24 protein-coding genes are annotated in these 22956 nt (G+C 70.8%); 8 read left to right on the forward strand and 16 right to left on the reverse strand.

Annotated elements, in window-relative coordinates; all coding sequences use genetic code 11:
• Positions 1-78: 78 nt before the first annotated feature.
• The 5 genes from AC3EO4_RS25760 to AC3EO4_RS25780 all read right to left on the reverse strand — a co-directional run bounded on the left by AC3EO4_RS25760 (position 79) and on the right by AC3EO4_RS25780 (position 4718).
• On the reverse strand, positions 79-825 hold the full coding sequence (locus AC3EO4_RS25760) for an urease accessory protein UreF (protein ID WP_431898237.1): 747 nt from the start codon (positions 823-825) through the stop codon (positions 79-81).
• Positions 825-2522 (reverse strand): urease subunit alpha, encoded by a 1698-nt coding sequence (locus AC3EO4_RS25765; protein WP_379578302.1) that lies wholly within the window; start codon positions 2520-2522, stop codon positions 825-827. The genes AC3EO4_RS25760 and AC3EO4_RS25765 overlap by 1 nt, the downstream gene beginning before the upstream one ends.
• Positions 2515-2826: an urease subunit beta gene (locus tag AC3EO4_RS25770; protein WP_379578300.1), complete on the reverse strand. Its 312-nt coding sequence runs from the start codon at positions 2824-2826 to the stop codon at positions 2515-2517. The genes AC3EO4_RS25765 and AC3EO4_RS25770 overlap by 8 nt, the downstream gene beginning before the upstream one ends.
• Positions 2823-3125: an urease subunit gamma gene (locus tag AC3EO4_RS25775; RefSeq protein WP_379578298.1), complete on the reverse strand. Its 303-nt coding sequence runs from the start codon at positions 3123-3125 to the stop codon at positions 2823-2825. Before AC3EO4_RS25775 ends, AC3EO4_RS25770 begins: the two co-directional genes overlap by 4 nt.
• A 63-nt stretch (positions 3126-3188) precedes the next feature.
• On the reverse strand, positions 3189-4718 hold the full coding sequence (locus AC3EO4_RS25780; RefSeq protein WP_431898240.1) for an endonuclease/exonuclease/phosphatase family protein: 1530 nt from the start codon (positions 4716-4718) through the stop codon (positions 3189-3191).
• A gap of 235 nt (positions 4719-4953) precedes the next feature.
• On the opposite strand from AC3EO4_RS25780, the gene AC3EO4_RS25785 reads away from it, so the two are divergent.
• Positions 4954-5865 carry a TAXI family TRAP transporter solute-binding subunit gene (locus tag AC3EO4_RS25785; RefSeq protein ID WP_431898241.1) on the forward strand — a complete coding sequence of 304 codons (912 nt, stop codon included), beginning with the start codon at positions 4954-4956 and terminating at the stop codon, positions 5863-5865.
• Here AC3EO4_RS25785 and AC3EO4_RS25790 read toward each other — a convergent pair.
• The 5 genes from AC3EO4_RS25790 to AC3EO4_RS25810 form a co-directional block, all read right to left on the reverse strand.
• Positions 5844-7190, reverse strand: coding sequence for a sensor histidine kinase (locus tag AC3EO4_RS25790; RefSeq protein ID WP_379578292.1), 1347 nt, complete (start codon positions 7188-7190; stop codon positions 5844-5846). The two genes, AC3EO4_RS25785 and AC3EO4_RS25790, sit on opposite strands and share 22 nt — an antisense overlap.
• Positions 7187-7849, reverse strand: a complete 663-nt coding sequence (locus AC3EO4_RS25795) for a response regulator transcription factor (protein WP_431898244.1) — start codon at positions 7847-7849, stop codon at positions 7187-7189. Before AC3EO4_RS25795 ends, AC3EO4_RS25790 begins: the two co-directional genes overlap by 4 nt.
• A gap of 78 nt (positions 7850-7927) precedes the next feature.
• Positions 7928-9298 carry an MFS transporter gene (locus AC3EO4_RS25800; protein WP_431898246.1) on the reverse strand — a complete coding sequence of 457 codons (1371 nt, stop codon included), beginning with the start codon at positions 9296-9298 and terminating at the stop codon, positions 7928-7930.
• Between the two features lie 143 nt (positions 9299-9441).
• A complete protein-coding gene (locus tag AC3EO4_RS25805) occupies positions 9442-10428 on the reverse strand; it encodes a GNAT family N-acetyltransferase (protein ID WP_431898248.1) in 987 nt (328 codons plus the stop codon).
• 63 nt (positions 10429-10491) lie between these two features.
• The gene (locus tag AC3EO4_RS25810; RefSeq protein WP_379578284.1) at positions 10492-10737 is read right to left on the reverse strand and encodes a DUF2630 family protein; all 246 of its coding nucleotides are present in this window, start codon (positions 10735-10737) and stop codon (positions 10492-10494) included.
• 38 nt (positions 10738-10775) lie between these two features.
• On the opposite strand from AC3EO4_RS25810, the gene ddaH reads away from it, so the two are divergent.
• Together ddaH and leuA are read left to right on the forward strand one after the other, a co-directional pair.
• On the forward strand, positions 10776-11534 hold the full coding sequence (gene ddaH / locus AC3EO4_RS25815; RefSeq protein WP_379578282.1) for a dimethylargininase: 759 nt from the start codon (positions 10776-10778) through the stop codon (positions 11532-11534).
• Between the two features lie 153 nt (positions 11535-11687).
• Positions 11688-13394, forward strand: a complete 1707-nt coding sequence (gene leuA / locus AC3EO4_RS25820; protein ID WP_431898251.1) for a 2-isopropylmalate synthase — start codon at positions 11688-11690, stop codon at positions 13392-13394.
• 104 nt (positions 13395-13498) lie between these two features.
• Here leuA and AC3EO4_RS25825 read toward each other — a convergent pair whose 3' ends face one another.
• Positions 13499-14197 (reverse strand): TetR/AcrR family transcriptional regulator, encoded by a 699-nt coding sequence (locus AC3EO4_RS25825; RefSeq protein ID WP_379578278.1) that lies wholly within the window; start codon positions 14195-14197, stop codon positions 13499-13501.
• Positions 14198-14311: 114 nt separating this feature from the next.
• On the opposite strand from AC3EO4_RS25825, the gene AC3EO4_RS25830 reads away from it, so the two are divergent.
• The 3 genes from AC3EO4_RS25830 to AC3EO4_RS25840 all read left to right on the forward strand — a co-directional run bounded on the left by AC3EO4_RS25830 (position 14312) and on the right by AC3EO4_RS25840 (position 16691).
• Positions 14312-14665 (forward strand): YrdB family protein, encoded by a 354-nt coding sequence (locus AC3EO4_RS25830; protein WP_379578277.1) that lies wholly within the window; start codon positions 14312-14314, stop codon positions 14663-14665.
• Between the two features lie 108 nt (positions 14666-14773).
• Positions 14774-15685: an NAD-dependent epimerase/dehydratase family protein gene (locus AC3EO4_RS25835; RefSeq protein ID WP_431898254.1), complete on the forward strand. Its 912-nt coding sequence runs from the start codon at positions 14774-14776 to the stop codon at positions 15683-15685.
• 94 nt (positions 15686-15779) lie between these two features.
• Positions 15780-16691, forward strand: a complete 912-nt coding sequence (locus tag AC3EO4_RS25840) for a Gfo/Idh/MocA family protein (protein ID WP_431898256.1) — start codon at positions 15780-15782, stop codon at positions 16689-16691.
• A gap of 137 nt (positions 16692-16828) precedes the next feature.
• Here AC3EO4_RS25840 and AC3EO4_RS25845 read toward each other — a convergent pair whose 3' ends face one another.
• The 4 genes from AC3EO4_RS25845 to AC3EO4_RS25860 form a co-directional block, all read right to left on the reverse strand.
• Positions 16829-17653, reverse strand: a complete 825-nt coding sequence (locus AC3EO4_RS25845) for a trypsin-like serine peptidase (protein WP_431898258.1) — start codon at positions 17651-17653, stop codon at positions 16829-16831.
• A gap of 315 nt (positions 17654-17968) precedes the next feature.
• Complete coding sequence (locus AC3EO4_RS25850) at positions 17969-18979, reverse strand: acetamidase/formamidase family protein (RefSeq protein ID WP_379578269.1); 1011 nt, start codon at positions 18977-18979, stop codon at positions 17969-17971.
• 51 nt (positions 18980-19030) lie between these two features.
• Positions 19031-20416 carry an APC family permease gene (locus tag AC3EO4_RS25855; RefSeq protein WP_431898261.1) on the reverse strand — a complete coding sequence of 462 codons (1386 nt, stop codon included), beginning with the start codon at positions 20414-20416 and terminating at the stop codon, positions 19031-19033.
• A 27-nt stretch (positions 20417-20443) separates the two neighbouring features.
• Positions 20444-21499 (reverse strand): substrate-binding domain-containing protein, encoded by a 1056-nt coding sequence (locus tag AC3EO4_RS25860; protein WP_431898263.1) that lies wholly within the window; start codon positions 21497-21499, stop codon positions 20444-20446.
• Positions 21500-21547: 48 nt separating this feature from the next.
• Between AC3EO4_RS25860 and AC3EO4_RS25865 the strand changes: the two genes are divergently transcribed.
• Entirely contained in the window at positions 21548-21994 is a 447-nt protein-coding gene (locus tag AC3EO4_RS25865) for a MarR family winged helix-turn-helix transcriptional regulator (RefSeq protein WP_431898265.1), read from the forward strand.
• Between the two features lie 39 nt (positions 21995-22033).
• A complete protein-coding gene (locus tag AC3EO4_RS25870) occupies positions 22034-22405 on the forward strand; it encodes a VOC family protein (RefSeq protein ID WP_379578262.1) in 372 nt (123 codons plus the stop codon).
• 40 nt (positions 22406-22445) lie between these two features.
• Here AC3EO4_RS25870 and AC3EO4_RS25875 read toward each other — a convergent pair whose 3' ends face one another.
• A complete protein-coding gene (locus AC3EO4_RS25875; protein ID WP_379578260.1) occupies positions 22446-22925 on the reverse strand; it encodes a cupin domain-containing protein in 480 nt (159 codons plus the stop codon).
• Positions 22926-22956: the final 31 nt, after the last annotated feature.

A 22956-nucleotide genomic window follows, 5' to 3' on the forward strand; every position in this document is an offset into this window, starting at 1 on the left:
AGACTCTTGAGCAGGGAGGGAGACCCCTACCGCGGGTCAGGAGGCTTTGGGGCGGGTCGGAAGGGTTGTGGCGGCGGGTCAGGAGACGAACAGACGTTGGGCCGTCTGCGCGTGCCGTTCGGCGAGCAGGTCGAGCGCGGGCGCGGACGGCGCGGGCAGCGGGCCGTCGCGGGCGGCGCGGGCGGCCCTGTCCGCCACCGACTCCAGGTCCTGCGCGAGGGCGGCGAGCAGGCGGTGCACCTCGACGGGATCGAGGCCGAGCAGCCGTACCGCCGCCGCGGCCGGCCCGGACACCGCGTGGTAGGCCGCGGCCGTGGCGGCGGCCTCGGGCGCGATCCCGGCCGCGTGCGCCACCGCGCCGAGGGCGACGGGATGGTGAGGATGCGGTACTGCCAGCGCCAGCGCCTCCAGCGGGTCCGACGGCCAGACGCGCCTGGCCACCCTGAGCAGGAGCCTGCCCTGCTGCCTGGCCGCTTCGCGCTGGGCGGGCGAGGCGGTGACCGCGTCGGCCTCGGCATCGAGTTCCGCCCAGCTCAACGGCGCGCCCGGCGTGAACGCGCCCGCCGCACCACCGGCAGGCGCCGCGCCCGCCGTGTCACTCACAGGGCCGCCCATGGGCGCCGCACCCGCCGTACGGCACGCGGCGGCGGCCAGGGCCGCGCTCACCACGCCCGTCGTGTGCAGGCGGCCCACGAGGAAGGCGCGCAGGGACGCCACGTCGTGCACGGCCCCCGCTCTGACGGCCTGTTCCGTGCCCCCCGAATGGGCGTGACCACCGGCGGGCAGCCGCGAGTCGGCCAGGAGCAGCAGGGCGGCGGCGCTCATCAGAACAGGAAGTAGCGCTGTGCCATGGGCAACTCCACGGCCGGCGCCGGCTCGATCAGCTCACCGTCGACCCGCACCTCGAAGGTGTCGGGCGCCACGTCGATCCTGGGCAGCGCGTCGTTGAGCGGCATGGCGTCCTTGCCGCGCCGCCGTACGTCGGCGACGGGGACCAGTCGGCGGCCCACGTTCAGCCGGTCGCCCAGGCCGGCCTCCAGCGCGAGAGGGGAGACGAAGTGCACCGAGGTGGCGGCGGCCGTCACGGGAGCGGCGCCGAACATCGGCCTGGGCATGACCGGCTGGGGCGTGGGGATGGAGGCGTTGGCGTCGCCCATCTGCGCCCACGCCACGACGCCGCCCTTGAGCACGAGCGTGGGTTTCACGCCGAAGAACGCGGGGTCCCACAGCACGAGGTCGGCCAGCTTGCCCACCTCGACCGAGCCGACCTCGGACTCCAGCCCGTGCGCGATGGCGGGGCAGATCGTGTACTTGGCGACGTAGCGCCGGGCGCGCAGGTTGTCGTCCATGCCGCCGCGACGCCCCTTCATGACGTGCGCGGTCTGCCACGTGCGGATGATCGTCTCGCCGACGCGTCCCATCGCCTGGGAGTCCGAGCCGATCATCGAGATCGCGCCCATGTCGTGCAGGACGTCCTCGGCGGCCATGGTGGACGGCCTGATCCGCGACTCGGCGAAGGCGAGGTCCTCGGGGATCGACGGGCTCAGGTGGTGGCAGACCATGAGCATGTCGAGGTGTTCGTCGAGCGTGTTGACGGTGTGCGGCCTGGTCGGGTTCGTGGAGGAGGGCAGGATGTTGCGGTAGGCGGCCACGCGGATGATGTCGGGCGCGTGCCCGCCGCCGGCGCCCTCGGTGTGGTAGGCGTGGATCGTCCGGTCGCCGATCGCCTTCAGCGTCGACTCGACGAACCCCGCCTCGTTGAGCGTGTCGGTGTGGATCGTGACCTGCACGCCTGTCGCGTCGGCCACCGCCAGGCAGGTGTCGATCGCGGCAGGTGTGGTGCCCCAGTCCTCGTGCAGCTTGAAGCCGGACGCGCCGGCGCGCAGTTGTTCGAGCAGGCTCTCGGAGCTGACGGTGTTGCCCTTGCCCAGCAGCGCGATGTTGACCGGGAAGGAGTCGAGCGACTCCAGCATGTGGCGCAGGTACCCGGCGCCGGTGACCGTGGTGGCCTTGGTGCCCTCGACGGGTCCGGTGCCGCCGCCGACGATCGTGGTGACGCCCGAGCCGATCGCCTCGGTGAGGATCTGCGGGCAGATCAGGTGGACGTGGGAGTCGACGGCGCCCGCGGTGAGGATCTTGCCGTTGCCCGCGAGGATCTCCGTCGAGGGGCCGATGACGATGTCGACGCCGTCCATGGTGTCGGGGTTGCCCGCTTTGCCGATGGCGGTGATCCGGCCGTCGACGACCGCGACGTCGGCCTTGATCACGCCCCAGTGGTCGAGGATGACGGCTCCGGTGATGACCAGGTCGGCGGCGCCTTCGGCGCGGGTCGCACGGGACTGGCCCATCGACTCGCGGATCACCTTGCCGCCGCCGAACACCGCCTCGTCGCCTGCGCCCGCGGGACCCATCGAGCGGTCCTCGGTGACCTCGATGAACAGGTCGGTGTCGGCGAGCCTGATCCTGTCGCCCGTGGTCGGGCCGTACATCGCCGCGTAGCGGGCGCGGGAGATCTCAGGCATCGAGCGGCCCCGCCCACTCGGGACGCAGCCCGGCCACGATCCGCCGCCCCGCCAGCGGGACCAGCGTCACGTCGCGTTCCACGCCGGGCTCGAACCTGGTCGCGGTCCCTGAAGGCACGTCGAGCCGCATGCCCCACGCCGCCTTCCTGTCGAAGTCCAGGCCGGGGTTGGCGGCGGAGAAGTGGTAGTGCGAGCCGACCTGGATCGGCCGGTCGGCGGTGTTGACGACGCGGACGGTCACCCGGTCCCTGCCGGGGTTCAGAGGGAGGCCGCCCGCGGGGTGCTCGTACTCGCCGGGGATCACGGGATCGGCCTGTGCACGGTGACGAGCTTGGTGCCGTCGGGGAAGGTGGCCTCGACCTGCACCGAGTCGAGCATCTCCGGCACGCCGTCCATGACGTCGGAGCGGGCCAGCACCTGCCGGCCCGCCTCCATCAGATCGGCGACGGTGCGTCCGTCCCTTGCCCCTTCCATCAGGAACGACGCGATGAGTGCGGTGGCCTCGGGGTGGTTGAGCCGCAGGCCTCTGGCCCGCCGGTCGCGCGCGACCCCGGCGGCGACATGGATGAGCAGGCGTTCCTGCTCGTGTGGGGTGAGCCGCATGGCCGGACCTTAGAGAGGCGCGGTTTCCCAGGCGTTGCGCGGCCGTGTCGGACAGGTTTCGCGCTACTGGAGCGAGAACACCGTCAGCACCGCCGCGTGGTCGGAGGTCCAGGCGTTGTCCTTGTGGCCGGGGATCGGCGCGGGAGTGCCCTCGACGACCGCGGCCGAACTCTGGACGCGCAGGCCGCCCTTGTAGTGGATGAAGTCGATGCGGTCCTGCGGCTCCGGCTCGCCCTTGTGGGAGTCGTGCCCGTAGCCGCCGGTGAACGTGGTGTAGATCGGCGACCAGGTGGTGCCGGGCTCGGCCACGGGGTCGGGGTGGGCGACGCGGAAGGAGTCCTTCAGCCCGGCCCGCTCGGGGACGACGGAGGTGGGCCAGGCCACCGAGTCGTAGCCGCACTTCCGCATGGCGGGCGTCCAGTCGAGGTGGGAGGGGGCGTTGAAGTCACCCATGAGCAGGACGGGGGTGCGCTCGGAGGCGGCCAGGTCGCCCTTCATCGCCTTGATGACGCCCTCGATCTGCGCGGTACGGCCGGACTCGGCCTCCCTGGCCATGAGCCTGTCGACCGGGTACTTGCCGAAGCACGCGTCGTAGGGGCCGTAGGGGGTGTAGCCGAGGTGGACGTTCCACAGCGCCACCTCGCTGCCGCGCCGGTCATCGACCCTGATCCGCACGTTGGAGGCGGGCAGCCCCGACTCCGACGGCAGCGGGCCGCGTGAGGTGATCGGGTAGCGGCTGATGACCCCGACGTCGGGGCCGGCCTGGTGGTAGTCCCAGCCGAGCGCCTCGCCCAGGTCCTTGGCCGAGGTGCCGCTGCTCTCCTGCACGCCGACCACGTCGATGTCGTGGTCGAGCAGGAACTTCAGCTGCTTCTCCCTGCCGCCGCGCACCTGGGTGCCGCCGTGCCAGAGGTTCCAGCTGAGCGCCTTCAGTTCGGGCACGAGCGGCGCGCCGGGCGGCCTGACCCTGATGCTGACCTGGGTCGTGGCGGTCTCGCCCGCCGCGTTGGCGGCCTCGACGGTGGCCGTGACGGTCTTGGCGGAGGTGGAGGCGGGCGGGGTGCCGGTGATGGTGCCGTCATGGCCGACGTCGAGCCAGCCGGGCCCGCTGACCTTGCGGAATCCGGTCACCTCGCCCCTGACCAGGCCGTGGACGGTCGCGGAGTAGGGGCTCTTGGCGCGGGCGTTGCGCAGCGGGATCGAGCCGGTGACGAAGTGGAGGGGCTGGTCGCTCACGATCCTCAGCTTGGCGGGATCGGCCAGCCACTGGTAGCCGTCCTTGGCCAGCGCGTAGGCGACGTAGTTGCCCGGCTCGAGGCCGTCGGTGTCCAGGGAGGCCGTGCCGCTGCTCTCGCGGACGTAGACCCACTTCAGGGAGGGGCCGACGTACTTCTGGTCGACGGGGCCGTTGCCGGGGTCGGTGTAGAGGCCGATCCAGTTCTTCGGGTCGGGCGCGGGGGTGGAGTAGCGGAGCTGGATGGGGTCGCCCGCCTTCACCGAGGCGGAGACGGGGGTCAGCGTGCCGTCGGGGGCGGCCGCCGTGAGGGAGAGTGCGGCCAGGAGGGAGGCCGCGATGGAGAGAGTCCTGCGCATGGAGGAAGCATCCATGACGAGAGTAAAGACCAGATGTACGCAGATTGACCAGTCGTCATCGCCTCTAGCTGGACAAGTGTGCACCTCTTGTCTGAACAAGTGTCGGCAATCGACTCCGGCTGGAGATCCTCCCCTCGCTCGAAGCCCTGCTCAGGCGGCCCGCGGGTTTCCTGCCGGTCGGACGGCAACAGCAGGTCAGGGGGCTTTCGGCGGTGTGACCGGATACCTTGGGGGCATGTCCGTCACCCGCCGCGCCTTCCTCGCCTTGGCGGCGGGGCTGGCCGCGGGCTGCGCGGCCGGCCCCGACGAGACGGCCAGGCTGCGCATCGCCACAGGTCCCGTCGGCGGTCCATACGAGGTGCTGGGCGACCGGCTCGCCGCCGAGCTGCGGCGACGTGGCTTCGGCGTCACGGTGCTGCGGACCGCCGCCAGCATCGAGAACCTCGCGATGCTCGCCGACGGCAGGGCCGATCTCGGCCTGTCGCTCGCCGACAGCGCCGACGAGGCGGTCCGGGTGCGCCACGACCCGGTCTCCGCGCTGGCCAGGATGTACATGAACTACGTCCACCTGGTCGTCCGCAAGGACTCGGCCATCACCAGGATCCAGGACCTGGCGGGCCGCGCGGTCTCGACGGGCGCGGACGGCTCGGGCACCGCCTTCACCGCCGAGCGGGTGCTGGCCAAGGCCGCGCTCAAGGAGCGTGCCCGCACCTCGCGGCTCGGCCTGGACGAGTCGCTCAGGGCGCTGGCCGTCGGCGGGGTCGACGCCTTCTTCTGGTCGGGCGGCGTGCCCACGCCCGCGCTGGTCACCAGCGCGCACCCGATCAGGCTCCTGCCGCTCGACTACCTGGTCGCGCCGCTGCGCAGGCAGTACGGCCCGCTCTACGAGAGCGCGATCGTCCCGGCGGAGGAGTACGCCCAGCCGGCACCGGTGCCCACTGTCGGCACCCCCAGCTACCTGGTGTGCAGGGCCGGGCTCGCCGACGAGATCGCGTTCTCCGTCACCGAGACCCTCTTCGCCAGCCGCGACAGGCTCGAAGCTCCCGACGCGCCAGGCGGGCGGCTCGACAAGCGCTACGCGATCGGCACGGGCGCCGTCCCCCTGCACCCGGGGGCCGCCCGCTACTACAGGTCCGTGTACGGCTGAGCCAGCCGCAGCTCGACCACCAAGCCGCGCGGCTCGTTGGCCGCCAGGCCCAGCGTCGCCCCGCACGCCCTGGCCAGCTCGGCGGCGATGGCCAGGCCGAGCCCGCTGCCCGGCACGTTCGCGTGCGTGCCCGCCCGCCAGAACCTGCCGAGCGCCTGCGCCCGCTCCTCCTCCGGCAGCCCGGGGCCGTCGTCGGCGATGCGCAGCACCCCGTCCTTCAGCGTGACGGTGACGGTGCCCCCTGGATGGACGAACTTCTGCGCGTTGTCCAGCGCGATGTCGGCGACCCTGGCGGCCGCCTCCGGCACCGCGGCGTCGTCCTGCCCCAGATCGACGTCGAGCGTGAGGTCCTTGGCGGTGTAGACCTCCCTCCAGCCCGCCAGCCGCGGCCCCAGCGAGGTGACCGCGTCGAGCTGCTGGGTCACCGCGCCTGCCTCGACCCTGGCCAGCGCGAGCAGGTCCTCCACGAGGCCGGCCAGCCGGTCGACCTCGGCCAGCGCCTCCTCGAACTCCATCGAGCCTTCGTCCTTCAGATGCGGCTCCAGGTTCTCCAGCCGCAGCGACAGCACGGTGAGCGGGGTGCGCAGCTCGTGCGAGGCGTCGGCCACGAAGGCGCGCTGCCGGTCGAGCGTCGTGGAGACCGCGTCGGCCATCGCGTTGAACCGCTCTTCGAGCCGCCGCAGCTCGGTGGGGCCCACGCCGGGGTGGGCGCGGGCGTCGAGGTGGCCCTCGGCGATCGCCTGCGTCGTGCGGTCGAGCTCGGTGACGGGCCGCAGGATCCACCTGGCCAGCCCCCTGGCGGCCAGCACCGAGTAGCCGAGCGCCACGAGCGCGCCGAGCGCGAGCCCCGCCCACACCAGCGAGACGTCGGCGCGCGCCTGCGTGGTGGGTGCGAGCAGCAGCACCACGCCCGACAGCTGCGCGTCGCGGCCCGCCGGCTCGGCGATGAGCACGTGGTCGGGCCCGAACGGGCTGATCGTCGGCAGATCCTCGGTCGTCTGCCCGGACAGCGCCAGGCGGACCGCGGCCGAGGTGTCGGCGCTCATGTCACCGGCGTCGACCAGGCTCGCGCCGTCGCGGTCCCTGACCTGTACGGCGGCGCCGTACAGGTCGGCGTAGCGGATGACCTCCGCCCTCAGCGCCGTCCTGTCCCCCTCCCGCGCGGCCTGGTCGGCCAGCTCGGCGAAGCGGGTGGCGTCGGCGCGGCGGTCGAGCAGCAGCCGGTTGGTGCGGTGCGAGGCGTAGGCCATCCCGAGGGGCACGGCCAGCGCCGCGATCATCAACACGATCAGCGTGGTGAACGTGACGACCAGGCGGTGTCTCACTGCCCGCCCAGCCGGTAACCCGTGCCGCGCAGCGTCTCGACCAGGCCGGGCCGCCCGGTCTTGGACCGCAGGCCCGCGACGTGGACGTCCAGCGAGCGGGACGCCGACAGCAGCGGGTCGCCCCACACCTCGTCGAGGATCTCCTCGCGGCTGCGCACCACGCCGGGCTCCCTGGCCAGCAGCGCGAGCACGTCGAACTCCCGCCTGGTCAGCGTCACCGGCTCGCCGCCCACGCTCACCTGGCGGGTCCCCAGGTCGATCCGCACGTCGCCGACCGTGATCACATGGTCCCTCACCGGCATGGGGCGGGTGCCGCGGCGCACGACGGCCTCCATGCGGGCCATGAGCTCCGCCGTACGGAAGGGCTTGACCAGGTAGTCGTCGGCGCCGGAGCGCAGGCCCCGCAGGATCTCGCGCTCGTCCGTGCGGGCGGTGACCACGATGATCGGCACGGCCGAGACCCGGCGGACGCGGCGCAACGCCTCCAGCCCGTCCATGTCGGGCAGGCCGAGGTCGAGCAGGACGAAGTCGACGCCCCCCGAGAGACGGAGGGCGTCGACCGCGAGCCCCGCGCGCACGATCTGGTGACCATGCCGCGACAGGGCCGTGGTCAGGGCGGCCGCGAGCCGGTCGTCGTCTTCGACGAGGAGAACTCGCATGTTAGGAGCGTAGTGACAACGAACGCGTGGTGGGGACCACGGGCTCGCGGCGGTCTGTCGCACGCGTTCGTCGTTCCATCATGTCGCTCCCGGGCCTCGTTCCTGGGTCTCGTCCCTGAACCTGGGTCTCCTCCTTACGCGCGGACGAGCTGGGGGCTCGGCCTGCTCGCGGGAGGACAGCGCCGCGTCGCGGGTCTCGCGCATCGTGAAGTAGACGACCAGGGAGACCGCGGCACAGGCCGAGACGTACCAGTAGAAGCCGGACTCGATGCCGCTGTCCTTGAACCACAGCGCCACGTACTCGGCGGTGCCGCCGAACAGCGCGTTGGCGATCGCGTACGGCAGCGCCACGCCCAGCGCCCGCACGTGCGTCGGGAACAGCTCCGCCTTCACCACCGCGTTGATCGAGGTGTAGCCGGTGATGATGATCAGGCCGGTCAGGGAGAGGAGCAGCGCGCCCCAGAAGCCGGTGACACCCGACAGCGCGGTCATGAGCGGCACCGTGCCCAGCATCGAGCCGAAGCCGAAGGTGATCAGCAGCGGGCGGCGGCCGATCCGGTCCGACAGCGCGCCGGCCAGCGGCTGGACGCACATGAAGATGAACAGCGCGCAGAAGCTGACCAGCGTCGCCGTGGTCTTCTCCAGGCCCGCGGTGTTGGACAGGTACTTGGTGAGGTACGTCGTGTAGGTGTAGTACGCGACCGTGCCGCCCATGGTGAGCGCGATGACCAGGAAGAACTCGCGCTTGTGCGTGAACAGCTGGCGCAGCGTGCCGCGCTCGCGCCTGACCTCCTTCTCCTCCTCGTCGAAGACCTCGGTCTCCATGAGGTTGCGGCGCAGGTAGAACACCACGGCCGCGGCCAGCGCGCCGACGATGAACGGGATGCGCCAGCCCCACGACTTCAGCGCCTCCTCGGTCATCGTGTTCTGCAGGATGATCTGCAGGCCGAGGCCAACGAGCTGGCCCGCCGTCATCGAGACGTACTGGAAGCTGGAGGCGAAGCCGCGCTTGCCCGCGGGGGTGGCCTCCGTCAGGTAGGTGGCGCTGGCCGCGTACTCCCCGCCGACCGAGATGCCCTGCAGGAGGCGCGCCACCAGCAGGACCGCAGCGCCGAAGTACCCGGCCGCGGCGTAGGTCGGGGCGATGGCGATCAGCAGCGCGCTGGCCGACATCAGCGTGACGGTCAGCGTGAGCGCCGCCTTGCGGCCCTTCCTGTCGGCGTAGCGGCCGAGCAGCCACCCGCCGATCGGCCGCATGAAGAAGCCGACCGCGAAGATGCCCGCCGTGTTGAGCAACTGGGCGGTGGCGTTGCCCTTCGGGAAGAACGAGCTCGCGAAGTAGACGGCGAAACTGCTGTAGACGAACCAGTCGTACCACTCGACCAGGTTTCCGATCGATCCGCCGAGCACCGCCTTCCAAGGGGTGCGCGCGGGTGCGTGTGTCGTCAAGGGGGACCTCCTGCGAGAGTCGTTGCAGGTCGTAGGCTCTCCGCGGAAGGTTCTTCCGTCCAGGGGGATGACCGGTTATCTAACGTCCGCTTAACACAACGGAAATCAACCGAATGTAGGATGAATTTTTCGGCCGGGTCCGGTCAGACCTCGAGTTGCCACTGGTTCCACTCGTCGAGCAGCTCGAATCCCATGGCCTCGTTGATCGCCAGCATGTGCGCGTTGGATCGGGCGTTCCAGGTGATGACACGCTCGACCTCGGGCTCCATCTCGCGGAACCACAACAGGTTCGCCAGCTTCAGCACCAGCCCGAGCCGGTGTCCCCTGTGCTCGCGCAGCACCACGGTGTCGGCCTGGCGGCCCCAGCCGTCCGGCTCCGCGCGATCGACGTAGATGCGGGTGTAGCCCGCGACGGCGCCGTCGGAGGCCCGCCTGGCGATCGTGGAGTAGGTGTGCTGCATGAACTCGACGTCCATGGCCTCGCCCAGCCGCACGCGATCGGCGTCCCACTTCAGGCCGTCGACGTCGTCGCTGTGCGGCGCGTCGTTCATGCCCTCCATCATCAGCGCCAGGTCGGCGTGCAGTTCCGGGCCCGCAGCTCCTGACCACCGCTCGAGCCGGTAGCCGGCGGCGTGCCCCGCGGCCTCTGCCCGCATGCGTTCGAGCGCGCCCCAGTCGGCCGTGCGCAGGTCGAGCACCCTGCGCGCCTCACCGATCGAGGGCCGGAACCCTGTCGCGAGGGCGAACCCGTCGGCGTGGTCGCTCGCGTCCGCCTCGGCGAGCAGCAGGCGGCGGCCCGTCGCGCGGACCCTGCCCGCGGCGTGGCCGACCAGCGCGGCGCCGATGCCGCGGCGGCGGCGCTCGGGCACGACCATGGGCGAGTGCAGCACCCCGAGATGGGTGTTGTCGGCCATCGGCAGGCTCAGGCCGTACCCGGCCACGACCCGGCCGTCCTCGACCACCGTCCACGCCTCCGTCACGGTGGCGGGAGCGCCGCGGGACACCATCCTGACGAAGCTCGGCAGTGACATGCTGGGGCCGGGAAGATGGGCGTAGGCGGCCAGATGCGCCGCGTGGAGCCCGGTCAGCAGCCCGCCGGGCGAGTCGAAGTCGATGCGCTGGATGTCCATGAGGTCAGGCAACCGCACGGACCTGCGCGAACGCCATCGATTTTCCGCCCGGGCGGCCCGCCGCTACTGCTGGTAGTTCTCGACCTCGTTGGCCGGGCGCGGTGCCGCGTAGTCGGGGTCGTCGCCCACACCGCGGCGGGCCCTGCGCTGCCGGAGCAGATCCCAGCACTGGTCGAGCGACACCTCGAGCTCCTTGACCCGGGCGTTCTCCTCGTCCGTGGTCACCTCGCCCGAGGCGAGCCTGCTGCGCAGTTCGTGCTCTTCCGATACGAGGGAGCTGATCCTGCTGAGAATCTCGTTGTCCTGCATGGATCAGACTCTAGTCACAGCGTGGTAGAAATCGTCCCATGTCTGGTATTGCCCTGGTCAGAACGCCTGGTCCCCGACTCGCCGAAGGCATCGTCACGAACATCGCGCGCGAGCCGGTCGACGCGGACCTGGCCGCCCGCCAGCACGCTCGCTACGTCGAGGCGCTCGGCGAGCACGGCTGGCAGGTCCGGCACGTCGAGCGCGCCGACGACCTCCCCGACGGGGTCTTCGTCGAGGACGCGGTCGTGGTCAGCGCGGGCACCGCCGTACTGACCAGGCCGGGAGCGCCCGAGCGGCGGCCCGAGGTGGAGACGGTGGCGGCGGCCGTGCGGAAGCTGGACCTGGAGGTCAGGCGCATCGAGGGGCCCGGCACGCTGGACGGCGGCGACGTCCTGCAGGTCGGCTCGCGCGTCTACGTCGGCAGGTCGGCCAGGACCAACGACGAGGGCATCGCCCAGCTCGCCGCGCACCTGCCCGAGCGCGAGGTCGTCCCCGTCGAGATGCGCGGCGTGCTCCACCTGAAGTCGGCCGTCACCGCGCTGCCCGACGGGACGCTCATCGGCGACCCCGCGTGCGTCGACCTGCCGGACCTGCTCGTCCCGGAGGAGGAGGCTGGCTCCCACGTCGTGCTGCTGGGCGGGCACACGGTGCTGATGGCCGCCTCGGCCCTCGCGACCGCCGCCTCGCTCGAACGGCGGGGGCTGAAGGTGGTCCGGGTGGACATCTCGGAGTTCGAGAAGCTCGAAGGCTGCGTGACCTGTCTCTCCGTTCTCGTGTCTCGCGATGTGAGACCTTGACACAACCGTTCCTGAGCGTCTGGTAACGTGCTTGACGTGCTGCATGGACTGCTTCTTAGCTGCCGCGGCGGGGGCCTCTAGAAGGCCGGCTCCCTCGTCGCGGAGCGAGTCATGCGCGTCGGCCGCCTCCTTTCGACCGACGAGGACCGTGAAATGACCGCTCAGCAGCCCAGCTCCATGCCCTTCCAGCGCTACCAGCCGTTCGAGCCCGTCAGGCTGACCGACCGCACCTGGCCCGATCAGGTCATCGCCAAGGCGCCCCGATGGTGCGCCGTCGACCTGCGCGACGGCAATCAGGCGCTGATCGACCCGATGGACTCCCACCGCAAGCTCAAGATGTTCGAGCTGCTGGTACGGATGGGTTACAAGGAGATCGAGGTCGGCTTCCCCGCCGCCTCGCAGACCGACTTCGACTTCGTCAGACAGATCATCGACGAGGGCCGGATCCCCGACGACGTGGTCATCCAGGTGCTGACCCAGGCCAGGCCCGAGCTGATCGAGCGGACCTTCGAGGCCATCCGGGGCGCCAAGCAGGCCATCGTCCATCTGTACAACTCCACCTCCACACTGCAGCGGCGGGTCGTGTTCGGGATGGACAGGGAGGGCATCACCGCGATCGCCGTCGAGGGTGCGAAGCTGGTGCGCAAGCTGGCCGAGGCCTCCGACGTGGACGTCCGCTACCAGTACTCGCCCGAGTCGTTCACCGGCACCGAGCTGGAGTACGCCGTGGAGGTCTGCGACGCGGTCAACGAGGTGTGGCAGCCCACCCCCGACCGCAAGGTGATCATCAATCTGCCCGCGACGGTCGAGATGGCCACCCCCAACGTCTACGCCGACCAGATCGAGTGGATGCACCGCAACCTGGCCAACCGCGACTCCATCATCCTGTCGCTGCACCCCCACAACGACCGCGGCAGCGCCGTGGCCGCCGCCGAGCTGGGTTACATGGCAGGCGCCGACCGCATCGAGGGCTGCCTGTTCGGCAACGGCGAGCGCACGGGCAACGTCTGCCTGGTGACCCTGGGCATGAACCTGTTCTCGCAGGGCGTCGACCCCGAGATCGACTTCAGTGACATCGACGAGATCCGTCGTGTCACCGAGTACTGCAACCAGCTGCCCGTGCACCCGCGTCACCCGTGGGGCGGCGAGCTGGTCTACACCGCCTTCTCCGGCTCCCACCAGGACGCCATCAAGAAGGGCTTCGAGCACCTGGAGGCCGACGCTGCCGTCGCGGGGGTGCCGGTCGACTCGTTCACGTGGGCGGTGCCGTACCTGCCGATCGACCCGAAGGACATCGGCCGCACCTACGAGGCGGTCATCAGGGTCAACAGCCAGTCGGGCAAGGGCGGTGTCGCCTACATCATGAAGGCCGACCACCAGCTCGACCTGCCGCGCAGGCTGCAGATCGAGTTCTCCAAGGTCGTGCAGGCCCGCACCGACGCCGAGGGCGGCGAGATCTCGCCCGCCGCGATGTTCGAGATCTTCACGGACGAGTACCTGCCGAACCCCGCCAACCGCTGGGGCCGTCTCGGCCTGATGGCGCACCGGCACGAGTCCACCGTCGACGAGAAGGACCGGATCAGCGCCGACGTGCGGGTCGACGGGGAGATCCGCGAGGTCGCGGGCACCGGCAACGGCCCGATCTCGGCCTTCATCGACGCGATCTCGGCGCTGGGGGTCGAGGTGCGGGTGCTGGACTACGTGGAGCACGCGATGAGCGCGGGCAGCGACGCCAAGGCGGCCTCCTACCTGGAGTGCGACGTCAACGGCGAGGTGCTGTGGGGGGTGGGCGTCGACGGCAACACCACCACCGCCTCGCTCAAGGCGATCATCTCGGCGGTGAACCGCGCCTCGCGCTGACCTGATCTCCCACCGAAGGGGCACGGCTCGCCGAGCCGTGCCCCTTCGGCGTCCTCCTGCGTGCCGGGCGCTCCGGCTCGCCCGCCGGCCGGAGACCGTCCCCGTCAGCGAAGGCCCGCGTAGTGCGCGATCGAGATGGCGCCGTGCTCGAAGGTGGCCGCCTTGTCGGTGATCACGTTGTTGTACATGCCGAACAGCTCGAAGCTGACCGCACCGTAGATCCACGTCCACGCGTGCAGCCCGCGCAGGATGCCCTCGTCGGGCAGGCCGGGGAAGACCGCTTCCCTGAGGGCGGCCGCGTCGCCCGCGAACTCCTCGGGCGCGGTCGTGCCGTCGGGTATCCGGATCGCGCCCGCGGCCTGGGCCTCCGCGAACAGCCTGCCGAGCATGATCCCGTCGCGGGCCGCGGGGTCGATCGTGTCCTGCGGCGCCTGGTAGCCGGGGACGGGCGTGCCGTGGATCAAGGCGTACTCGTGCGGATGCGCGAGCGCCCACTCCCTGATCGCCCGGCACATCGCCAGCCAGCGCCCCATGAAGTCCTGCCGGGCGCGGCTCGCGTCGGCCTGCTCGACCACCTCGCCGACGGCGTTGTAGGCGTCGATGATGAGCGCCGTCAACAGGTCGTCCTTCGTCGGGAAATAGCGGTAGATGGCCGAGGAGACCATCCCCATCTCCCTCGCGACGGCCCTCAACGACAGCCCCGCCGCGCCGTCCGTGGACAGATGACGCCGGGCGATGTCGGTGATCTCCCTGATCAGCTCCGCGCGGACACGTTCTCTGGCGGTACGGCTAGCGCTCGTCATGCGAAGCACGTTACCAGAGCGCCGCCAAAATACGAGAGCACTGCTCTTGACGAATAGCGCTCTCTTGAGAGAGCATTGCTCTCGTAAGCGAACGGCACTCACGAAGAGGTTCACATGCTCGCCATCGCCAAGGGCGCCAACATGGCCCTGATGTTCATCCTCGAGCTCAGCGTCCTTGTCGCGGTCGGCTACTGGGGCTTCACCACCGGCTCGAACTGGGGCCTGAAGCTGGTGGCGGGTCTGGGCGCGCCTGTCCTGTTCGGAGTGCTGTGGGGGCTGTTCGCGGCGGGCGGCGGCGCCAACGCCACCTACCCGCTGACGGGGATCGCAAGGGGCCTGTTCGAGATCGCCTGGTTCGGCGGTGGGGCCCTCGCGCTCTACGCCGCCGGTGCGCTCACCCCCGCCGTGATCCTGGCTGCCGCCTTCGCCGTCAACGCGGTCCTCCGCCTCGTCTGGCACCAGGCCTGACCGTCACGGCCCGCCCGCGCTGACGGTGAGGGCCTCCTGGACCGGGCGCGCCGCCGCCCGGGAGTCGCGTCTAAAGTTGTCCGTCGTTCCTCAGGAAGCAGGTTGATCATGGGTAAGCACGTCGTCGTAGGCGCCGGTCAGGTCGGTCCGCACGTCGCCCGCAAGCTGATCGCGCAGGGTCACGAGGTCGTGGTCGTCACCCGTTCGGGCAGCGGTCCCGAGGGTGCCACGAAGATCGCCGCCGACGTGGCGGACGCCGCCAGGCTGTCCGAGATCGCCAAGGGAGCCGACGCCATCTACAACTGCGTCAACCCGAAGTACCACCGCTGGCTCACCGACTGGCCGCCGATGGCGGCCTCGTTCATGGCGGCCGCGGAGTCGAGCGGGGCGGTGCTGGCGGCGGTGGGCAACCTCTACGCCTACGGCCCCGTCAGCGGGCCGATGACCGAGGATCTGCCGCTGGCGTCCACCAACCCTAAGGCGCAGGTCAGGGCCAAGATGTGGACCGACATGCAGGCCGCGCACCGGGCGGGCAGGATCAGGGCGACCGAGGTGCGCGGCTCCGACTACTTCGGCCCGGGCGCCACGGACCAGTCCTTCCTGGGGGACAGGTTCATCAAGCCGCTCAGGGCGGGAAAGACGATCCCGCTCGTGTGGCCCGCCGACGTGCCGCACAGCTGGACGTACCTGCCGGACGTGGCCGAGGCCCTCATCGTCGCGGCGAGCGACGAGCGGGCGTGGGGCGATGCCTGGCACGTGCCGACGAGCGAGCCGCGCACCTTCCGCGAGATCGGCTCCCTGATGGCGGGCATCCTCGGACGGCCCGCGCCCAGGATGAGCCGGCTGCCGTGGCCTCTGGTGCGGGCGATCGGACTGGTCAACCCGCTGATCGGTGAGCTGCGGCACACTCGCTACCAGTTCGTCGAGCCGTACGTGCTCGACTCGTCGGCCTTCACCGACACCTTCGGGGTGAAGCCCACCCCGATCGACGACGCCCTGCGCGCGTCACTCGGCGAGTAAGCACCGCCTGGAAGGAGGGGCCCCGCGGCGCGGGGCCCCTTCAGGCGCGCACGGGGCGGCGGGCACGCGGCGGCGGGCGCACTACGCTCGGTGCATGAAGATTGCCATGATCGGCCTCGGTGACATCGCGGAGAAGGCCTACCTGCCCGTGCTGTCCGCCCAGCCCGGCCTCGACCTGCACCTGTGCACCCGCAACGAGCAGACGTTGCGGCGGCTCGAAGACGCGCACCGCGTTGCCGGCGGGTACACGTCGGTCGAGGAGGTGATCAAGGCCGGCGTCGACGCGGCGTTCGTGCACGCGGCCACCGAGGCGCACCCGGAGATCGTGGAGTCGCTGCTCAGGGCGGGGGTGCACGTCTACGTCGACAAGCCCGTCGCCTACACCCTCGAGGAGACCAGCCGGCTGGTACGGCTGGCCGCCGCCGAGCGCGTCTCCCTCATGGTCGGCTTCAACAGGCGTCACGCCCCCGGCTACGCGGGGATGCTCGACCTGTCGCGACACCTGGTGCTCATGCAGAAGAACCGCCCCGTCATGCCGGACACGCCGAGGAGGGCGGTGTTCGACGACTTCATCCATGTGGTCGACACGTTGCGGTTCCTGGCGCCCGGCCCCGTGACGGAGACACGGATCCGCACCAGGATGCGCGACGGCCTGGTCGAGCACCTGGTGCTGGAGCTGGCGGGAGAGGGCTTCATGGCCCACGGCGTCATGAACAGGGTCGGCGCGGCCTCCGAGGAGAGTCTGGAGGTGCTGGGCGAGGGCGTGAAGCGGCGGGTGGTCAACCTGGGCGACGTCGTCGACTACGGCCCCGCGGGGGAGACACTGACGCGGCGGCCCGACTGGGTGCCGGTGTCGCGGCAGCGGGGGATCGAGCAGGTGACCATGGCGTTCATCGACGCGGTGCGGGCGGGCGAGGTGCTGGGCGCGCAGGACGCGCTGGCCACGCACGAGGTGTGCGAGGAGATCGTCGCCGCTTGCGAGCGCCAGGCAGCCCTCGTCTCCTGACGCGCCGGCCCATCGTCTGCCGGGTGCCCGCCCTCATCCGCAGGGCCTTTCCTTCCCGCGCGCCTTTCGTCTGCCGCGTGCCCGTCGTCTCCTGCGCCCGTTATCTTCCCGAGGCCTGTGGGGTAGTGGAGGCAGGGTCAGGGAGCGAAGGTCCGTGGGCGCATGGCGCGGTCGGCGGCCGCGAACAGCTTGCCGAACGGCTTGGGGGTCAGCCGCGTCATCACCGTGAACCCCGCCGCGTCCCGCATCGGGCTGGACGACGAGACCACGCCCGCCACCGCCCCGGCGTACAGGGCGGGACCGCCGCTGGCGCCGGGGGCGGCGTGGCAGTTGCGGGTGACGAGCACGCCGGGCCCGCGGGCACCGCCCTCGGTGGCGTCGCCGACGCAGCGGTACATGTCGGTGCCGGGGTAGACACCGCTGATCGGGTAGCCGAGCATCTCGAGGCGCGACAGCGAGCCGCCCTTGCGGGTGAGGTACGGCCTGAGCCCAGGGCCCGTGACCTCCTCCAGCTGGCGTGCACCGCCGGCCACGCCGACCAGGCCGATGTCGTAGGGCAGCTGGGCGGCGGAGTACGGCCTGGCACGCCACCGCTTGGGCACCCAGACGCGCACGGCGGGCCAGACGCCGAACGTCGCCTGGCCCGTGCCGTCGCTGTTGTAGGCGGGCATGAAGGCGACACGGCTGTAGCGGTGGCCGTTGCCGTACAGGCAGTGGGCGGCGGTCAGGACCAGGCTGCGGCTGCGTGACCTGAGCACGACGGCCCCGCAGACGAGGTCCGTGCGGGCGACGGGGTCGTGGCTGACCAGGATCCCCACGAGCTGGCGCGACCCCCCGTACGGCCGGGCGACCGGCGCGTAGCCGAGCCGGTCGCCGCCCGTGGTGAGGATCCGGCGATTCGGCACCGAACGGCCCGCCGCCGAGGACGCCACCGACGACTCCGGCGCCAAGGGAGGCGCCACCGAGAATCCGGGCGCCGAAAGGCGGAGAACCGGAAGATCTGGTGCCGCAACGCCGGATGCCGCAACACCAGACGCCGGAAGACCGGATGCCGCAACACCGGGTACGGCCACACCGGACGCCGGAAGACCGGATGCCGGAGGCGCGGCGTCCGGCGGTGCCACGTCGAGGCCGGAGACGCTCGAGCCGGAGACGCCGGTGCTCCGGCCTGCCGTGTCCTTCACGTCCATGACGGCGGCTTCTCCCGCCGGCAGGAGCAGCCCTGCCGCCACCACGAGCCTGAGCACCCGTTCCCCCAAGAATTGATCTTGCGAACTCTATCGGGCGCTGTAGCGTTTTGCCAGGTCACACAGCGTGGCGTGGGCCGCGCCGTACACCTCGGGGTCCTTGAGTACCACCTTGGGGACCTTGGCGACCATTGTGTAATTGGTGTCGCAGACGTTGCCGACGGGCGCTTCGCCCGCCTGGCTGATGAGCTGGTAGGCGTCGAGCTCGTCCAGTCCCGTCAGCGAGGCGGACCAGGTGACCAGGTCGTGCTGGCTGATGCGGTAGGCGTCCTCGAGCGGCCTGGCCGAACCCGTGGACATCAGGTGGTGATCGTCCTCGAGGCGTGGCCACGGAGTGGCGACGCCCTTGATCAGCTCGACCGCGACCACGGTCTTCATCGCGGCCTCGATCGCCGTCCCGCAGACCTCGCCGTGTCCCTGCCGGGCGTGGCCGTCGCCGATGGAGAACAGGCCGCCCTCGACGTTGACGCCAAGGTAGAGGGTGACGCCGGCGCGCAGCTCGGGAGTGTCCATGTTGCCGCCGTGTGCGTCCGGCGTGATGCTCATCCTGACCTCGTTCGCGGCGGGCGCGACGCCCACCGTGCCGTGCATCGGGTCGAGCGGCAGTTCGACGCTGAAGTCGCTGTTGCGCGCCTGGTAGACCGCCACCCCCCTGGCCAGGTCGAGGTCGTAGCGCCAGACGCGCTCCTCCAGCGGCGGATGGAGCATGGCGGTGGTGTGCGTGGCCGTCAGCGCGCCGAAGTGCGGGAAGGTCGTGGAGACCGCCCAGTCGCGGGCGGGTGTGATGGAGACGAAGTGCAGGGCGAGAGTGTCGCCCGGCTCGGCTCCCTCCACATGGAACGGCCCTGTCACGGGGTTGAGGTAGGGGAACTCGCACACCCGCGACGGCAGGTCGCCCACCGACCGGACCCTGCCGCCGAAGCAGTCCTCGGTCGACAGTTCCAGGATCGTGCCGGGCCGTACCTTGCCGACCGCGGCCCGGCCGCCGAAGGTGTAGCTCAGCTCGTCGGCGGTGGGCTGGTAGGAGACGATGTTCACCACTCGCTCACACTCCTCGTTCGCTTCGCTCGCTGCGCCGGGTTCGCTCGATGTTCACGACACCTCCGATGGAAGGGTGGGCTTGCGGCCGATGGCATAGGTGACGATCAGGACCACCAGGCCGACGGCGAGCCAGGCGAAGCCCAGCGTCTGCGCGGCCACGCTGGCGTTGATCACCACGAAGACCAGGACGACGAAGCCGAGGACGGGCGCGACGAGGTGGGCGAGCAGGTTCCTGCTGTGCCTGCGCACGACGTAGTGGACGACCACCGACACGTGCAGGACGAGGAACGCGGTCATCGCGCCGAAGTTGACCAGTGAGCTGAGCAGTGGGATGCCGTCGTCGCGGGTGCTGAGGTAGACGCCGAGGATCAGGGAGACCGCGGCGACGGCCAGCGTGGCGTTCACCGGCACCTTGTGCCGGGGGTCGACACGGGCCAGGAAGGACGGCAGCTGCCGGTCACGGGCCATCGCGAACAGCAGGCGGGACGTGGCCGCCTGCGCGACGAGGGAGTTGGCGAAGCCCCAGGCGACGGCGGTGGCGACGGCGGTCAGGACGCTCAGCCACGGGCCGGCCGCGTAACGCGCGGCGTCGTAGAACGCGCTGCCGGTCGGGTCCCCCTCCGCGATCAGCTTCTGCCCGTCGACGACGAGCAGCGCCGCCACCCACGTCTGCACCACGAACAGGACCGCGGCCAGCGCCAGGGCGGCCACCATCGAGCGGCCGAGCCTGCGGGCGTCCTCCTTGCTCTCCTCGGCGAGCGTGGAGATGCCGTCGAAGCCGAGGAACGACAGCACCGCGACGGAGGCCGCCCCGAAGACCACGGTCAGCGAGAAGGTGTCGGGGTTGAAGAGCGGTGTCAGGAACCCGGCCGTGCCCCTGCCCATGGCCAGCGCGATCGCGCCGCACACCAGGAAGACGGCCAGCACGATGAGCTCGGCCACCAGCATGATGCGGGTGATCCGCGCGGTCATCTGGATGCCGAGGTAGTTGACGATGGTGTTGAGCAGTACGAACCCGATCAGCCACGCCCACACGGGCACGGCGGGCACGAACGAGTTCATGGCCGCGCTCGCCACCAGGTAGAGCAGCGCGGGCACGAGCACGTAGTCGAGCAGGATCGCCCATCCCGCCATGAATCCAACGGGCGCGGCGATGCCGCGGCCCGCGTACGTGTAGACGGATCCGGCCATGGGGAAGGCCTGGGCCATCTGCGCGTAGGACAGGGCCGTGAAGGCCATGGCGACCAGGCCGATGACGTAGGCGAGCGCCACCATGCCGCCGGAGGCCTGATAGACGGTCCCGAAGATGCCGAAGGGCGCGATCGGCACCATGAAGATCAGGCCGTAGATCATCAGGTCGGCGAAGCTGAGCGAGCGTTGCAGCTCCTGGCGGTAGCCGAACTTCTCGATGGATTCGGGCTCAGGGGGTGTGGTCATACCCAAAAGCTTTCCACAGAAAAGGTTTCATCGTGAAGAGACAATCTGGAAGTCCAGCCCCTCGGCCCTGGCCAGGTGCACCGGCTGGCGCACCTGCCTGCCGTACAGGGTGATCGGGCCGCGCCCACTGGTGATCGTGGTGCCGTCGGCGACCGCGTCCACGTCGGGCACGGCGAGCGTGCCGGCCCTGACGGCCAGCGCGGCGAGCATGGCGACGGCCTCGTAGCAGCCGTGGCCGTGGCCGTTGAGCATCGGCGCGTCGGGGCCGAACCGGCCGGCGTAGCGCTCGGCGAAGGCCAGGCCCGCGTCGGTGGTCAGCCCGTGGAAGTAGCCCATCGAGGCGTACAGCTCGCCGGTGGCGTCGCCGCCGACGCCGAGCAGGCCGTGCTCCTCCAGCGCGCCGCAGAGCCTGGCCGCGGTCAGGCCGCTCTCGGCGTAGGCGCGGTTGAACCGCACCAGGTCGCTGCCGATGAGGCTGAGCAGGATGGCGTCGGGACTGAGCCTGGCGATCTCGTCGAGGGCCGCGGTCGCGCTGCCGTACGGGACCAGGCGCTCGCCCGCGACGGCGGGACCGAGCCTGAGGCGGGCGGCGGCGTGCACCAGGCGGGGCCACACGTAGTCGTTGCCCAGCAGGAACCACCTGCGCCTGCCGCGCAGGTAAGACAGCCCGGGACCGAGCTGCTGCGCGGGCGTCTCGCCGAGGAAGTAGATTCCAGGCGCGGCCCCGATCCCCTCGTATGGCGGGGCGTACACGAACGGCACCCTGGAGGCGACGGCCTTGGCGACGCTCATGCGGACATCGGAGGCGTGGGTGCCGACGACGGCCTCGATCGTCCCCGTGGCGACCAGCTCGCCCACCTCGCGCGCGACCTCCCGCGGCGGCCTGCCGCCGTCGATCAGCACGAGCTCGATCGGCCTGCCGTTCACCCCCGACCTGTTGACCTCCTCGGCGGCCAGCACCGCGCAGTTGATCGCGCAGGGGCCGACCAGGCCGAGCACCCCCGACACGGGGACCACGAGCCCGACCCTGAGGGCGCCGGTCTCGAAGAGCCGAGCTTCGAAGGGAGCGATGGTCCCTGCCACGCCGACGAGTATCCTCCCTGGTAGGTGGCGGGCGAAAGGGGCAGTCGGATGCTGACGACCGGGTTGGGTTCGTCCCTGTCCTACCTCCTCAGCCGAGCCGAACGCCTGGTCAACAGGGGGCTCGCGGCCTCGCTCGCCTCCGAGGACGTCACGGTGGAGCAGTGGCGCATCCTGCGCGCGCTCGCCGACGGTCTCGGCCACTCGATGGGCGACCTCGCGGCGGCCGTGCTGATGCCGCATCCGACGCTCACCAAGGCGGTCGACAGGCTCATCGACCGCTCGCTCGTCTACCGGGGGCCCTCGGCGGGCGACCGGCGCAGGGTGGCGGTGTTCCTGTCCGAGCGCGGACGGGACCTGCTGGCCAGGGTGGAGGGCAGCGTGGCCGAGCACCAGCGGCTCATCACCACGGCCTACGGCGACGACAGCACCGAGCAGCTGATGTCGCACCTGGAGGGCCTGGTGCGGGCGCTCGACGGCGCGGGCCCGCACCCCTGAGGCATTGCCACGAGCGGTGATCGGTGGTGCGGTGGAAGCATGGCTGTCGACCTGAACCACACGATCGTGCCGAGCAGCGACAAGCACGCCTCGGCCGAGTTCATCGCGGGCATCCTGGGCCTGAAGGTGGGCCCGCAGTGGGGTCCGTTCGTCCCCGTCGAGACCGCCAACGGCGTCACGCTCGACTACCTCGACTCCGCCGACTTCCGGACGATCCACTACTGCTTCATCGTCAGCGAGCCCGAGTTCGACGAGATCTTCGCGCGGATCAGGGAACGCGGCCTGGACTACTGGGCCGACCCCGCGCACAGGAAGGCGGGGGAGATCAACCACCTGTACGGCGGCCGCGGCGTCTACTTCGACGACCCCGACGGCCACAACATGGAGGTCATCACCGCCCCCTATGCGTGACCCGCCGGGGTCTGACGAAGACGAACGGACGGCAGGGTGCTCAGAGCCAGTAGTTGTCGTGGCGCAGGTAGAACTCGGCCTTCTCCTCGTCGCTCATGTTCGCCATGTCGAGCAGGCCCTCGAAGTAGCCCTCGCGCGGCGCGCCGGGCGAGAAGTGCAGCAGCATGGAGGCGGGTTCCCCGGACTCGTTGCGGAAGCCGTGCACGCCGCCCGCGGGGACATGGACCCAGTCCCCGGGCTTGGTGTCGAGCCAGCGGTCACCGTTGTAGATCTTGATCGAGCCTTCGAGCACGAAGAAGGACTCGGTGATCGTCTTGTGGAAGTGCGGTCCGGGCCCCGAAGGCGTCGGGCCCATGTTCCAGCGATACAGACCGAACAGGCCACCGGTGGAGGCGCCGGTGGCCAGGTAGTCGACGGTGTTGCCGGTCGGGTAGACCAGGTCGGGCTCGGAGCCCGCAGGGCGGTGGACGGCGCTGTTCTCGCCCTTGTCGTCGAAATAGATCGGATCGGGATATGTCATAGGGGGATCCTACGAACCGGGGCGGCGCGGA

This window comes from Nonomuraea sp. bgisy101 (assembly GCF_057708945.1).